Annotated in this window: 10 protein-coding genes; 2 read left to right on the top strand and 8 right to left on the bottom strand. The window is 60.6% G+C overall.

What is annotated here, in order from left to right; translation table 11 throughout:
• Positions 1-8 precede the first annotated feature (8 nt).
• The 5 genes from dusB to rnz form a co-directional block, all read right to left on the bottom strand.
• The gene (gene dusB, locus NW827_RS02880) at positions 9-1061 is read right to left on the bottom strand and encodes a tRNA dihydrouridine synthase DusB (protein ID WP_414403427.1); all 1053 of its coding nucleotides are present in this window, start codon (positions 1059-1061) and stop codon (positions 9-11) included.
• A 51-nt stretch (positions 1062-1112) separates the two neighbouring features.
• Positions 1113-1328 (bottom strand): 30S ribosomal protein S18, encoded by a 216-nt coding sequence (rpsR, locus tag NW827_RS02885; protein WP_414362562.1) that lies wholly within the window; start codon positions 1326-1328, stop codon positions 1113-1115.
• Between the two features lie 10 nt (positions 1329-1338).
• A complete protein-coding gene (rpmG, locus tag NW827_RS02890) occupies positions 1339-1533 on the bottom strand; it encodes a 50S ribosomal protein L33 (RefSeq protein WP_414362563.1) in 195 nt (64 codons plus the stop codon).
• A gap of 79 nt (positions 1534-1612) precedes the next feature.
• A complete protein-coding gene (locus tag NW827_RS02895; protein ID WP_414403428.1) occupies positions 1613-2467 on the bottom strand; it encodes an RDD family protein in 855 nt (284 codons plus the stop codon).
• Between the two features lie 48 nt (positions 2468-2515).
• On the bottom strand, positions 2516-3472 hold the full coding sequence (gene rnz / locus NW827_RS02900) for a ribonuclease Z (RefSeq protein ID WP_414362619.1): 957 nt from the start codon (positions 3470-3472) through the stop codon (positions 2516-2518).
• 400 nt (positions 3473-3872) lie between these two features.
• Here rnz and NW827_RS02905 point away from each other — a divergent pair, with 400 nt between their 5' ends.
• On the top strand, positions 3873-4229 hold the full coding sequence (locus NW827_RS02905) for a HesB/IscA family protein (protein WP_414362565.1): 357 nt from the start codon (positions 3873-3875) through the stop codon (positions 4227-4229).
• On the opposite strand, the gene NW827_RS02910 is transcribed toward NW827_RS02905, so the two are convergent.
• The 3 genes from NW827_RS02910 to NW827_RS02920 form a co-directional block, all read right to left on the bottom strand.
• Positions 4230-5435 carry a response regulator gene (locus NW827_RS02910; RefSeq protein ID WP_414503316.1) on the bottom strand — a complete coding sequence of 402 codons (1206 nt, stop codon included), beginning with the start codon at positions 5433-5435 and terminating at the stop codon, positions 4230-4232. It lies immediately after the preceding gene.
• Positions 5436-5445: 10 nt separating this feature from the next.
• Positions 5446-9357: a PAS domain S-box protein gene (locus NW827_RS02915; protein WP_414503317.1), complete on the bottom strand. Its 3912-nt coding sequence runs from the start codon at positions 9355-9357 to the stop codon at positions 5446-5448.
• 151 nt (positions 9358-9508) lie between these two features.
• The gene (locus tag NW827_RS02920; protein ID WP_414503318.1) at positions 9509-12259 is read right to left on the bottom strand and encodes a cation-translocating P-type ATPase; all 2751 of its coding nucleotides are present in this window, start codon (positions 12257-12259) and stop codon (positions 9509-9511) included.
• Between the two features lie 124 nt (positions 12260-12383).
• On the opposite strand from NW827_RS02920, the gene NW827_RS02925 reads away from it, so the two are divergent.
• The coding region (locus NW827_RS02925) for a flavin reductase (protein WP_414503319.1) at positions 12384-14152 on the top strand (1769 nt) is incomplete at its 3' end.

Below are 14152 nucleotides of genomic sequence, written 5' to 3' on the forward strand. Positions count from 1 at the left end.
CTGCTCCTTTAAGCCAGAAGAGCTTCTTCACAGGCCGCTTGCTCTCCCTCAGAAGCCTCACCTGGCTCCTCGGGCTGCAAAACAGCTTCTTGGCAACGCTCCATAGCCTGCAGCAGCAGGGTTTCTCCCTCTTGCAGGGTCTCAATGCGGCAAAGAAGAGCACGAAAGTGGGAAGCGCCGGCAAAGCCCTTAACGTACCAGGCCATGTGCTTGCGGGCTTGCCGGATCCCGCGTTCCCCTTTATATTCCCAAAGACCTCGTAGATGCTCTAGAGCTATTTGAATTCGCTCCAAGGGAGTAGGAGCCGGCTTTTCTTGCCCGGTTTTCAGGAAGTAATCGATCTCCCCCACCAGAAAGGGGTAACCCATCGTGCCGCGGGAGCACATCACCCCGTCGGCGCCAGTTTCTTCGAGACACTTCACTGCTGCAGCTGTGGAGAAAATGTCTCCGTTAGCAATGACCGGAATGTGCAAACGTTCTTTGACGCGGCGGATCCACTCCCAGCGGGCTTTGCCGCTGAAGCCCTGGGCACGTGTCCGAGCATGTAGAGTAAGGAGTTGGGCTCCCGCCTCTTGGAGGCGGTAGGCAAAATCCAAGATGTTAATTTCCTCGTCCGACCAGCCCAAGCGCGTTTTTACAGTAACGGGTACCTCCACTGCCTTGGCCACCGTTTCAACAATTTTCGCAGCGGTATCTAGGTCTCGCAGCAGGGAGGAGCCGCCACCGTTTCTGGTAATTTTATTTACCGGGCAGCCCATGTTGATATCTACCAGAGTTGCCCCTTCGTCTACAGCCATGCGAGCGGCTTCAGCTAAAAAATGGGGCCGGCAGTCGAACAGCTGAATGCCAATGGGCTGCTCTCCCTCTCCCACCTCCATAATGCGGGGCAGCTCGCGAGCATAGTGCAAGCCAATGGCGCTAACCATCTCGGTGTAAACCATGCTTTGGGGGGCAAAACGGCGGACTAGCCGCCGGAAGACCATGTCGGTTACCCCTGATAGGGGTGCCTGGAAGACCCGACTGAAGATCTTTACCCTCCCAATCTCTAGGGGTTGGGCCATTCGTGCTTGCAACTGCGGTGAAAGCTGCAGGCTCATGGAAGGCCAACGCAACTATCCTTCTTTGTTGACAAAGTAGAGAAGGCCTAGGATGCGCGCCTGTTTGATGGCTTTGGAGACTTGCCGCTGCTGCTTGGCAGTTAGGCCTGTGATGCGGCGAGGCAAGATTTTGCCACGCTCAGTTACGAACTTCTTGAGCAGCTCAACGTCGGTGTATCTAATGGGTTCTCCTGGCTTGATGGGAGACAAGCGACGGCGAATGTAAACCATAGCTCAGGAACTACTTAATCTCTTTGTGAAGGGTATGGCGGTTACACTTGGGGCAGTATTTTCTCAACTCCAAACGACCGGGGGTGTTGCGGCGATTTTTGGTAGTAGTGTAGCGGTTCACCCCTGGAGAACGCTTGTTAACGTTGGTGCGGCACTCCGAACACTCCAGTGTAATGATGATGCGAGCACCTTTTCCCTTTGCCATGGGTGGATCCCTCTGCAGAGGAAGAAACTACCTCCCCCTTCAACAGCCACGGTTGAAGAAGGGCTTGCGCGTAGCGCAATTACCAATTATCTAACTTTTCTTTGAGGGAAGCAAGCCAACTTTTAACTTGCTTTCCAGCTTGGTGGCGAAGGCTGCGGGTGTTGCGGCCAACCTCCTGACGTAGGCGCCCCAGTTGGTTGGAGAGGTCCCGTACTGTCTCATGGCGCTGGGCTTTGCGCAGAAGATCCCGCGCAGCCAATTGAACGTCCTCAGTAGCTTCCCCTTCGAGGAGGTTTTGTAGCAGCCGCAGGACTTTTTCATCTAGGTGGTAGCCCCGCTCGGATTCCACCACTAGGGTGCGCCCGGCACGGTCGTGGATGCTCTGGCGTTTTTCCTTGTCGAAGAAGGCAAACAGACCATCGGCAACTAGGGGTACCAGAAGGGCTTCCGTGAGAACAAACAGCGAGAGCACTCCCTCCCGGGCCAGGGAGCGAATCAGATGAGGCGAGGCTTCGGTTTCCGGATCCCAGGTTTTAATGTTCAGCAGCCATTTGCCGAGGCTTTGGCCCTCAGGACGGGATTGGAAATAGCCGCGGTTCACCAGCCAAGTGGCAAAGAAGGCAATGTAGCCAGTCATGTCCACGGCGCCAGCATCGGCTCCCAGCAGGGAAGCTAAACCCTGCGCTAGGTAGGAGACCCCTAGCCCCAGCCCAAAATCCAGGGCAAAGGCCCCAATCCGCTTGCCCCAGGGAGCTAGTTTGGGCAGGTTTTCCTTAGCCTGGGGGGCGCCGGCTGCCGGGGAAGCCGGTTGCTTCGTCTGGACAGAAGGTAGGGAGGTTGCTGGAGGCAGGGCGCTAAAGGCTTGCCACTCGCTGGCGCTTTGATCCAGCTGCTGGGTTTTGGGCCGTTCGGGAGAGGGTCTGGGATCCGTCATCGCAGGTTGAGGCTGTTATCCCTAACCATTGTAGCTAGCAAAGCGGGCCTAGACCCCTATCGGCAGGGAAGCAGGGCTGCGGCGCGGGATCTCGTAGGTCATCCGATCCCGGGCCAGGAGTGTATTGGGGAAGATGGCGCGGGCTTCGGCCAGTAGGTCTTCCAAAGTGATGGGGCCATCTGACGTGTAGCGAGGGCTAAAGTGGGTAAGGATGAGGGTCTGGGCCTTGGCTTCAGCGGCCACCCGCGCAGCCATGGCAGCAGTGGAGTGCTTAGCCCGCTGAGCCAGCTCGCGATCCGCTTCGGCGTAGGTGGCCTCGTGGATGACCAGGTCAGCAGCACGGGAGAGATCGACGGCGTTGCGGCAGAAGATGGTGTCGGTGCAGTAGGAGAACTTGCGCCCTGGGATGGGATCCCCCACGTAATCTCGCCCGTGGAACCAGCGGCCCTGCCAGAAGATGGATTGCCCAGCCTTGAGTTGGCCATAGAGGGGGCCAGGTGGGATCCCGTCGGCCTGGGCTTTGGCCACGTTAAAGGTGCCTGGCCGATCCTGTTCCACCACGCGGTAGCCAAAGGCAGGCACCCGGTGATCCAAAGGCGCGCAGAAAACCCAATACTCTGGATCCTGAAGAATGAGACCTGTTTCTACGGTGTGAACCTGGAAGGAATAGGGGATCCGCGTCTCGCTGTAGCGTAGCACCGCCTTCAGGTACTCTTCCAGGCCGGGGGGGCCGTAGATGTCGATGTGTTGGGGGGTGCTGCCCAGGCCACAGGAGGCCAACAGCCCCGGCAGGCCGTAGATGTGATCCCCGTGCATATGAGTGATGAAAATGCGGCGCAACTGGCTGGGGCGCAGCTCGTCTAGCCGCAACAGTTGGTGTTGGGTGCCCTCGCCACAATCAAACAGCCACCATTCCGACCGCTGCGGAAACTGCACCGCCACGCCCGACACATTGCGCTGGCGGGTGGGCATGCCGGAGCTAGTACCCAGAAAGGTAACGCGGATGGCGTTGGGATCTGTCACAAGGGCCAAATGCCGATAGCGCTAAGGACTGGGATCCCTAGCTTATCAACTTACCTAGAAAGGGCGCCCAAAACCCTTGTTAGCTTAATTGGCGGCAAGCCCCGCCCTGTATTTGTGTTCCGTATTGCCAATCAGTGTCGGGATAAAGCCGTTCGTGCTACAACTAAGGAGAACAAGTTCAATCTCGGGAGAGCTTCCCTGACTTGTTCCCGCCGCGGGTTGCACACTGGCGGCAGGCTGTGACCTTCGTACCAACAAGTCGGTAAAGCGTGCAGTCCGTACGCTGGCTGTTCGTGCAGTGTGGCGTAAGCCATGTTGTGCTTACTTAGCGAATGAGGGTTGGGAGTCGTTCACGATAAGGGTACGTGTCAGCTTTCTTGCCATGATCACCTTGACCGAGAGCGCCATCCAAGAGCTAAAGCGCCTGCGCAGCAAGTACGAGAAGGAGGGATCGCAGCCCATCCTGCGGTTGGGGGTCAAGCCCAGCGGCTGCTCTGGCCTCTCTTACGTGATGAACTTTGAGCCCCAGGCCAACCCTGATGACCATACCTTTGACTTTGGCGAGCTCCGCGTGGCAGTGGATCCCTTGAGCATGACCTTGATCCAGGGCCTTACCGTCGACTTTTCCGAGGATCTGTTGGGGGGCGGCTTCAAGTTCAAGAACCCCAATGCAGTGGCTACCTGTGGCTGTGGCACCTCCTTTGCCACTGCCGAAACTGCCGTTGCCACTGGCCATTGATCACATCCTGCTGGAGGGTTCTAGGCTGGGCAGGCGGAGCACAAACCATGTCCACCCGTCCTTGCTGCTGACTCGAATGTGGCCCTGCAGGTATTCCACCCACTGCTTCACCAAAGCCAACCCCAGACCGCTGCCTGGCTGGGCCCAGGGATCCGCAGTGGGCACCCGGTAAAAGCGCTCAAACAGGTAGGGCAGATGTTCCGGCTCAATCTGAGCCGTGTTGGCGATCTTAAACTCAACCCCTCCAGGGATTGGCTGAACCTCTAGACGGATCGTGCCACCTGGCTGGGTAAACTTGCAGGCATTGTCCAGCAGTTCTTTGAGGATCTGGGTCAGGAGCTGCGGATGGCTGTAAAACCGCCAGGGGGAGGAGGGCGGGTCCCCCACCTGCAGCGTGAGGGAGCGGGCCTGAGTGCATTGCTGCGCCGATTCGATCAAGCTGTGCCAGAGGTGGGGCAGGTCAATAGCTGCAACGGCAGAGCCCAACTCTTTCCTTTCCAAGCCCTGCAGATCCAACAGGCGGTTGATGAGCTGGATTTCGGCCTCGCACTCCTGCAGGGCAATGTCCCAGTATTGCCGCTGCTTCTCGTTGAGGGGGGTGCGGCCCAGAAGCTCCAGAGCTAGCTTGATCTTGGTCAAGGGTGTGCGCAGCTCGTGGGAGACCGTGGCCAGAAAGTGGTCTTTGAGGCGGTTGAGCTGCTCCAGATCTGCCACCTGGCAGGCCAGCTGGGCGGTGCGCTCCTGCACCTTGGCTTCCAGTTCCTGGTTAAGCTGCTGCAGACGGCGCTGGGCCTGGTTGGCTTGCAGCAAGTGGCGCAGCCGCCGCTTCAAAACCGACCAGTGGATGGGCTTGGGGATGTAGTCGCTGGCACCGGCGGCAAAGGCCTCACTGACAAAGGCTTCGTCTTCTAAAGCGGTGACAATTAAAATTGGCATGTCAGGGTTTTGGGCGTGGAGGCGGCGGCAGCACTCAAACCCATCCAGATCCGGCATCACCGCATCCAGGAGCACCATGTCCGGCTGATGGCAGCTTACGGCTTCTAGACAAGCCAAGCCGCTGTCCGCTTCTACAACTTGGTAGCCTTCCCGCTCCAGGGTATAGCGAGCCAAAAGCCGCTGGCTGGGATCATCGTCGGCAATCAGCAGCAGTGGCTTTTCCTCGGCCCCAGAGGAGCCCTCTCCCTGTCGGGGAAGGAGATCTGCCACAGGATTGGCATTAAGCTTCTGCATGGGTACTGGCAACAGGAGAAGGCCCAGACGCGGCAGCCGATAACTCCAGGGTAACTCGCTGGTACTCGGCTTCCAACCGTTGCAAGGCCTGCTTCAGGGTATCCCAGTTTACAAAAGCGGGAGAGGGGTGGCGAGAGAGGTTCTCCAGCTCCTGACACATCTGAGCTAGCGACTTGGCCCCCAGGGTGCTGCTGCTGCCCTTGAGGCGGTGGGCCAGTTGGGCCACGGTTTGGGCATCTTGCCGCTCCAGAGCCTGGCGCAGGGATCCCAGCAGGGCCTGGCTGTCTTGCTGGTAGGTTTGCACCATCTCCTGCCAGTCTTCGGGGGATCCCAGCATGCTGCGTAGGCTGGCTAGGGTGTCGGGATCCAAGGCTGGCTCCGGTTTTTCTTCCTTGCAGGAAGAAGAGATTTCCTGCAAAGCGCGCTCCAGCACAGCCGGCTGCAGGGGCTTGGTCAGGTAGCCGTCGACGCCGGCGGCCTCGGCAGCAGCACGGCTTTCCAGGAAAGCGTCGGCGGTGAGGGCAAGGATGCGCGGCTGGCGATCTGGGGGAAGTTCGCTGCGGATGCGGCGGGTGGCGGCCAGGCCGTCCAGCTCCGGCATGTGCAGATCCATCAAGACCAGGTCGTAGGCGCGCAGTTGCAGCGCCTGCAGGGCTTCCAGGCCATTGGCCACGATGTCCGGCTGATAGCCCAGCCGCTCCAGCATCAGGCGGATGACTTTTTGGTTAACGGGGTTGTCCTCGGCTACCAGGATGCGCAACGGGCAGCGGCAGGCCAAAGGCAGCGGGGGCTCCAAGGGGGAAGTAACGGCAGGCACTTTTTCCTGGCAAAGCAGAGCCCGCAGTTGCGAGGCCTTGACCGGCTTGCTCAGGGCAGGAAAAGAGCCAGAGCTTGCCAAAGCCGCGCTGCGGGCCACCAGCAGCAAAGGCCTCAGGGGGGGCTGCTCCTGCTGCAGAACTTTGGCCAGGGCCAGCCCATCGCCGTCAGGCAGGCTGGTATCCACCAGAGCCAGGTCAAAAGTCTGGGCTTTGGCCAGTGCTTGGGCTTCTGCTGCAAAGCTGCAGGCCGTTACCTGCATCCCCCAGGCCTGGAGCAGGCGAGCCAGGAGCTGCCGTTGGCTGGCGTTGTCTTCCACCAACAAAACCCGCTTGCCGGCCAGAGCAGCATCGAGGGCTGGGGCTGCCAAGAGGGCCGGATCCGGAACACGCAGCGGGACACGGAAACCAAAGGTGGATCCCTGGCCCGGCTGGCTTTGCACCCAGATCTCTCCGCCCATCAGTTGACAGAGGCGCTGGCTGATGGCCAAGCCCAAGCCCGTGCCGCCGTAGCGGCGGCTGATGGAGCTGTCCACCTGGCTGAAAGGCTTGAAGAGGCGATCCTGCTTTTCCGGCGGGATGCCGATGCCGGTGTCTTGCACCTGGAAGCTCACCCACTGCACCTGGGGATCTCGCTCCTGGGCCTCGACGGTTACCACCACTTCTCCCTGTGGGGTGAACTTGATGGCGTTGCTGAGGAGGTTGGCCAGGATCTGGCGCAGACGGTTGGGATCCCCCACCAGGGTGGCTGGCAAGCTGGGATCCACCCAGGCCACCAGCTCCAGATCTTTGCTCTGGGCTTGGGCGGCCATGAGGTCCAAGAGCTCCTCCATGAGCTGGGGCAGGGAAAAGGGCGTTTCCTCCAGCTCCAACTTCTGAGACTCGATCTTGGAGAAATCCAAAATGTCGTTGATGAGGCTGAGCAGCACCTCACTGCCGTAGCGGATGGTCTGCACCCAATCCCGCTGCTGCGGATCCAGGGGGGTATCCAGCAACAGGCTGGCCATGCCCATGATGGCGTTGATGGGCGTGCGGATCTCGTGGCTCATGGTGGCCAAGAATTCGCTCTTGGCGCGGTTGGCCGCCTCGGCAGCTTCCATAGCCGCCTTCATCTGCTCTTCCGTCTGCTTGGCCAGGGTGATGTCCCGACCGGCGGCGTAGGCCAGGGATCCCGCCAGAGAGGCGCGCCATTCGATAAAGCGGTAGCTGCCGTCTTGGGTGCGGTAGCGGTTGACTAAGCCATCCAGGCGTCCTTCTTGCAGCAGCTTTTGCATCGCCTTCTGGGTGGCCGGCAGATCTTCCGGGTGCACCCATTCCCACAAGGGGTGCTGCTGCAGCTCCTCGAGGGAACGGCCCAGAACAGTCTCCCAAGCAGGGTTGAGGCGGCGAAAATACCCCTGCTCGTCGGTAATGCAGAGCAAATCCAAAGCTACCGAGAAGAATTGCTCCAGCTCTGCTTCGGCCTGCTTGCGGGCGGTGATATCGACGGCGGTAAACACCCAGCAAGGGATCCCGCGCAGCACCAGCGGCTGGACGAAGACGTCTTCCCAAAACTCCCGGCCATCCCGCCGTTGCCAGTGCCACTCAAAGCGGGCGGATCCCTGAGAGCGAGCTTGCTCCAGGTAGGGCTGCAGTGAGAACCCCCTTCCCTGCAGGGCCTGGCGATAGGGGGACTGCTCCGAAGCGTCAAAGGCCCGCAGCTCCTCCAGGCTGGGAAATCCATAGGCGGCAAGGGCGCGCGGGTTGGCCTCCAAGATCTCGCCCGTTTCGGCATGGCGAATGAGGATGGCCACGGCAGCATTTTCAAACAGGGCGCGGAACTTCTGCTCGCTCTCTTGCAGGGCTTGCTGTGCCTGCACCCGCTCCGTGATGTCGCGAATGATGAGCACCACTTCCTGCGCATTCAGAGGGGCAATGCGCACCTCCTCGTGGCGCACCTCGCCATCGATTTCCAGGCTTTGCTCATAGCGCTGCAGGGTTTGGGTGGCCAGGGCTTGGCGAATATAGGCAAGCCGCCGCTCCGCCAGGTCTGGGGGCAGGAGTTCGTGGGGTGAGCGCCCCAGGTAAGTTTCTGGCAGGCCGTAGGGCCGCACCTCCCCCCCACAGCTCACTCCCAGGCAAACGCCCTGGCTGTCGAGGTGAAAGATGAGATCCGGGATGGCCGCCAGAATGGCTCTTTGTTTTTCCTCGGCCGCTTTGAGCTCTAGCTCAGTCCGCTTGCGCTCTGTGATGTCCTGCACCAAGACGTAGAGCTTCTTGCTGCCGTGGGCAACGATACAGGCCCTGCGATACTGCCTGACTCCTGGCTGGGGCTCAATCTCGTACTCCAGGTATTCGGCGGTCTGGTTGGCCAGAGCCCGCCTTCCCAGAACTTCGCATTGCTCCCGCAAAGCAGGAGGCAAAATCTCCTCGATCCGGCGGCCAATGTAGTCCTGAGAGGGGCGCAGCGTGGCGAAGTAGCGGGACGGCTTGCAGTTGAGGATGCGACCGTCGGCAGCAATCTCCAAAATCATGTCTGGGATTGCCTCGTAGAGGGCGCGATAGCGGGACTCGCTTTCCTGCAGCGCCTGCTCCCGCTCAACCTGCTCGGTGATGTTGCGGCTGGTGATGAGGATCCCATCCCCCACCGGCACCACCTGGTGGTGCAGCCAACGGGCCCGCAAGCCCGGCTGGCCGGAGATGGGAAACTCCTCTTCCAGGGGGATGCGGGTTTCCACCACCCGCTTGTATTTTTCAAAAAAGCCAGCCGTGCGGTTGATGGGCAGCAGCTCGCACAGCCGCTGGCCGAGGATCTCCTCCCGGCGGCGGGAAATCAGCTCCTCCCCCTTGGCGTTGACATCGACGAAGACAAAATCCACAATCTCGCCGGTAAAAGGATCCCGCACCGCCTCCAACAGATAGATGGCATCCAGGCTGGCTTCCAGCGCTGCGCGGAAACGGGCCTCTGGGCTGGAAGTTGCTAGCGATCCCCTGAAAATGAGCTTGAAAAGAGGGATCCGCCGCCGGAGCCAGCCAAGCCCTAGAAGTGCTCCGAGAACCAAAACAATACCCCCAAGCATAAAGCTGGCCCAGCCCGGCAGCATTATCTCTATCCCCAGCTCTTTTCTGGTGGCGGCTGCTTCCAGCTTATCTTCTGGCTTCCGCAGAATCGCTCAGTTAAGTTGCGGAAAAAAGCTGCCCTACCCTGCCCTGGGAAAAAGCTTTTGGCAAAGGAGGAAACCATGGAAGCTAGCCTTAACGGGGGCGCCAGCGGCGGTAGAGTTTTTCCAGATCTACCCAGACCATCACCACCGTGCTGAAGCCCACGCAGATAAGCAGCTCAGTGAGGGTCAGTTCTTCTGTCCCGAAAAAGTCGCGCAGGAAGGGCACATAGAGCAGGGCCAACTGCAGCAGCAAAGTGGTCAGCACCGCCCCCAGCAGGTAGGGGTTGGAAAAGGGGTTGAGCTCGATGGTCAGCTTGTCATTAGAGCGAACCGCCAGCGCATGGCCCATCTGGGCAATACACAGGGTGGTGAAGACCATCGTGCGCCAGTGAACGATGTAGGCTTCCACAATCGCCATCATGAGGATCGTCGCCAAGCCAAAGACGACGCCAATGCGCACCATGTAGGCGCCGAGCCCTTGGGCAAAGATGCTTTCTTTGGGGTTGAAGGGGGGGCGCTGCATCACCCCTGGCTCTGCTGGCTCCATTGCCAAAGCCAGAGCGGGCAGGCCGTCGGTTACCAAGTTCATCCACAGGATCTGCAGGGGCGTCAGCGGCACGTCCTCTAGGCCTAGAAGGGGTGCAGCAGCCACGGTCAACACCTCGCCGATGTTGCTGCCCAGGATGTATTTCACAAAACGGCGGATGTTGCTGTAGACCACCCGCCCTTCTTCAATGGCCGCCACGATGGTGGCGAAGTTGTCGTCTAGCAGCACCATGTCGCTGGCCTCTTTGCTGACATCGGTGCCGGTGATGCCCATGGCAATGCCGATATCCGCTTGGCGCAGGGCAGGGGCGTCGTTGACGCCATCGCCGGTCATGGCCACAAACTGGTTTTGCTTTTGCAGGGCCTGCACGATGCGCAGCTTGTGCTCGGGAGCCACGCGGGCGTAGACGTTAACCCTCTGCACCGTCTCCATCAGCTCCTCAAAGCTCAGCCGGGAGAGGGTGCGCCCATCAATGGCCTGGTTCTCGGAGTCGAGAATGCCCAGCTCGCGGGCAATAGCAATGGCGGTGAGTTGGTGATCGCCGGTAATCATTAGGGTGCGGATCCCGGCCTGCCGGCAGCGGGCTACCGCTTCCCGCGCTTCGGGCCGAGGGGGATCGTACATGCCCACTAGGCCCAGCCACACCAGGTTGCGCTCGATCTCCTCCAGGTTCTCCGGGATCCGCGGCAACTGCTGAGTGGCCACCCCCAAAACCCGGATGCCCTGAGCTGCCAAGCGGTTGTTGGCGCCCAAAATGGCCTGGCGATCCGCTTCTGAGAGGGCCTGCCAAGTTCCGTTTTTCTGGATGTAGGCGCACTGCTCCAGCACCAGTTCCGCGGATCCCTTGACGTAGACGCGGTAGCTGCCCTCCTCTTGCACCACCACGCTCATGCGCTTGCGTTCTGAGCTAAAAGGGATCTCCTGCACCCGCGGGTGTTGCTCCTGCAAAGAGGCCTTCTGCAGGTTGGCCTTGGCGGCAGCCACCAGCAGGGCGGCCTCGGTGGGATCCCCCAGGATTGACCAGGTGGGGGCAGCGCCGCGCTGGGCTGGGAGAGTGGCTTGCAACAGGGCATCGTTGCAGAAGACCACCGCCCTGAGAAGGGCCTGCAAATCGGGGGCGCTCTGGGGATCGATGGGCTGGCCGCCGCAGTAGAAGGATCCCTTGGGAATATAACCGCTGCCGCTGACGTGGTAGTGGCGCTCAGGGGTAACGATGTCGGTAACCACCATTTTGTTTTCGGTGAGGGTGCCGGTCTTGTCGGAGCAGATGGTGGTGACGGATCCCAGGGTCTCTACGGCCGGCAGGCGGCGGATCAAGGCATTGCGGCGCACCATGCGCTGGGTGCCAATGGCCAAGGTAACCGTGGTGACAGCCGGCAGCCCCTCCGGCACCACCGCCACGGCCATGCTGAGGGAAGTTTCCAGCAGCGAGGCAAAAGGCGCCATGCTCCCGGCTTGGAGCAGCCCCACGATCACCACCAGCGCCACCAAGGCCAGGGATCCCGACACCAGCACATTGCCCAACTGGCTCATGCGCCGCTGCAGGGGGGTGGGCTCGTTTTCCACCGTCTGCAGCAGCCTGGCCACCTTGCCCAGCTCCGTGTTCATGCCGGTGGCAGTAACCAAGAGGATCCCTCGCCCCTGCAGCACCTCCGTGCCCATGAAGGCCATGTTGCGCCGCTCACCCAGCTCTGTGTCTTCGGGGAGGACACAATCAGCCTGCTTGGTAACCGGTACCGCCTCTCCGGTCAGGGCCGCCTCTCGCACCTGTAGGTTCACCGCTTCCGCCAAGCGCCCATCGGCTGGGATCTGCACCCCCGCTTCCAGCAGCACCCGATCCCCTGGCACCAACTGGTTGGCAGGGATCTCCTGCCACAGCCCGTCCCGCTGCACCCGCACGCTGGGGGAGGCCAATTTTTTTAGGGCCGCCAGCGCCTTTTCCGCCCGGCTTTCTTGCAAGTAGCCCAGCAGGCCATTGAGACCTACTACCAGCAAAATGGCTAGGGCATCTTTAGGAAACTCTCTCTTTTGCCAATCCAAAAGGGCTGAAATCAGCGCCACGGCAATCAGCATCAGCAACATGACGTTGCGGAATTGGTCAAGAAAGAGCTGCCAGGCGCTGCGGCCAGGAGAGGAGATCAGCTCGTTGGGGCCGAATTCCCGCTGCCTTTGGATCACCTGCTGGGTAGTCAGGCCAGAATCGGGATCGGTCTGCAACTTCTGGATAACAGCGGGAAGAGGAAGACTATGCCAGGCAGGAGTAGAAACAGCGGCGGATCCAGAAGCTTGGGCCATCGCAAACACTTCCAGGGAATGGACAAATTCTACGTTAGCTCTCAAAGCTTTCCATAGAGGAAAAGGGATCCCCATTTCCCCAGTTTCGTGGCAAGGTGGGGACAGAGGCCCCCTGGAGACTGCTATGGCGAGCAAAACTCCCACTCGCGATGTTCAAGTGGCCGTTATCGGCTCCTCTACCTTGGTTCTCCGCTCTCGCACCTGGGATCGCCTCAAGTTTGAGCTGGAATACGCCCGGCAGCGGGGCACCACGGCCAACAGTTACCTCATCCAGGCCCGGCAGACCTTGCTCATTGATCCGCCGGGGGAGTCGTTTACAGACATTTTTCTCGAGGAGCTGGCCCAGCACCAGTACCTGCAGCGGCTGGACTTTATCCTACTGAGCCACGTCAACTTCAACCGCATCGCCACCCTCAAGGCACTTCTGCCGCTGGCTCCCTATGCAGTGGTGCTCTGCTCTAAGCCGGGATCCCTCACCCTGCGAGCCGCTTTTGAGGGCAGGGAATCCCCGCCTCCTAGTCGGGATGAAGAGGAGGCCGCCGATTTTGGCATTCCCTACGGCAATAACCAGTCCTTTCGCCTGCGGGTAATCCGGGATGGGGATCGCCTGGATCTAGGCGAGGGCCATGAGCTGCACTTTCGCACTGTCCCCACGCCCCGCCACCCCGATGCCCTCTGCACCTACGACCCGGCCACTGGGATCCTCTTTACCGACAAGCTGTTTGGTGCCCATGTCTGCGACGAGCAGGTGTTCGACGAGCACTGGCGGCAGCTTAGCGAGGATCGCCGCTACTACTTCGACTGCTTACACCGCAGCCAAGCGCCCCAGGTAAAAGCAGCCCTGGCCAAGCTGGAGGAGTTCCCCGCCCAGATCTACGCCCCCGCCCACGGCCCCTTGGTGCGCCACAGCCTGCGGCGGCTGCGCTTGGATTACCACGCCTGGTGCGAGGAGGATCCCTTGGAGCAGCGGGTGGCTCTCCTGTATACCTCTGCCTACGGGAACACGGGCCTGATGGCGGTAGCCATTGCCCAAGGCTTGGAGCGAGCAGGAGTTACCGTGGAGCGGATTAACTGCGAATGGGCTACCCCTGAAGAGATTGCCCAGGCCCTGGAGCGCTGCCAAGGGTTCATTATCGGATCCCCCACCTTGGCCGGCCACCCCCCTGTCCAGATCCAAACAGCCCTAGGCATTATCCTCTCTTCTGTTCCCACCAGCAAGCTGGCCGGGGTCTTCGGCTCCTATGGCTGGAGCGGTGAAGCCCTGGATCTCATTGAAAGCAAGTTGCTCAACGCCGGCTTTACCCTGGGGTTTGCCACCATCCGCACCAGGTTCAAGCCTACCCCCGCTGTCCTGGAAGCCTGTCAGGAGGCGGGATCCCAGTTTGCCCAAGCCCTGCGCAAGGCCAAGCGAGCCCGTGCCCCCCGCCAAGGCGGTGTTGAAACTCAGGCGGATCGGCTGGGGCAGGCCCTCAGCCGGGTTGTGGGATCCCTCTGTGTGGTGACCGCCCTGCAAGATGGGATCCCGCGCGGCTTCCTTACCTCCTCGGTGGCCCAGGCCAGCTTCAACCCCCCTGGCCTAACCCTTTCTGTAAGTAGGGACAGCGAGGCAGAACTGCTCACTCGTCCCCAAGCGCCTTTTGTGCTCAACATTTTGCGGGAGGGCAAAAGCAGCAGCCTGCAGCGACACTTTCAACGACCCCAGCGCCCTGGTGAAGACCGCTTTGCCGGTTTGGCCATCACCACTGCCGAAAATGGCTGCCCGATCCTATTGGATGCCCTGGCTTACCTGGAGTGCTGTGTCAAAAGCTGGATGGAGTGTGGCGATCGCTACCTGGTCTACGCCGAGGTAGAGCGCGGCAAGGTGCTGGATCCCACGGGGGTTACCGCCATGCG

The sequence above is a fragment of the Synechococcus sp. H70.1 genome, from assembly GCF_047502705.1.
Classification (GTDB): Bacteria; Cyanobacteriota; Cyanobacteriia; order Thermostichales; family Thermostichaceae; genus Thermostichus.

Coding starts and splice junctions, on each gene's coding strand:
- dusB (WP_414403427.1), bottom strand. CDS start 1,061: ATGGCCCAACCCCTAGAGATTGGGAGGGTAAAGATCTTCAGTCGGGTC.
- rpsR (WP_414362562.1), bottom strand. CDS start 1,328: ATGGTTTACATTCGCCGTCGCTTGTCTCCCATCAAGCCAGGAGAACCC.
- rpmG (WP_414362563.1), bottom strand. CDS start 1,533: ATGGCAAAGGGAAAAGGTGCTCGCATCATCATTACACTGGAGTGTTCG.
- NW827_RS02895 (WP_414403428.1), bottom strand. CDS start 2,467: ATGACGGATCCCAGACCCTCTCCCGAACGGCCCAAAACCCAGCAGCTG.
- NW827_RS02905 (WP_414362565.1), top strand. CDS start 3,873: ATGATCACCTTGACCGAGAGCGCCATCCAAGAGCTAAAGCGCCTGCGC.
- NW827_RS02915 (WP_414503317.1), bottom strand. CDS start 9,357: ATGCTGCCGGGCTGGGCCAGCTTTATGCTTGGGGGTATTGTTTTGGTT.
- NW827_RS02920 (WP_414503318.1), bottom strand. CDS start 12,259: ATGGCCCAAGCTTCTGGATCCGCCGCTGTTTCTACTCCTGCCTGGCAT.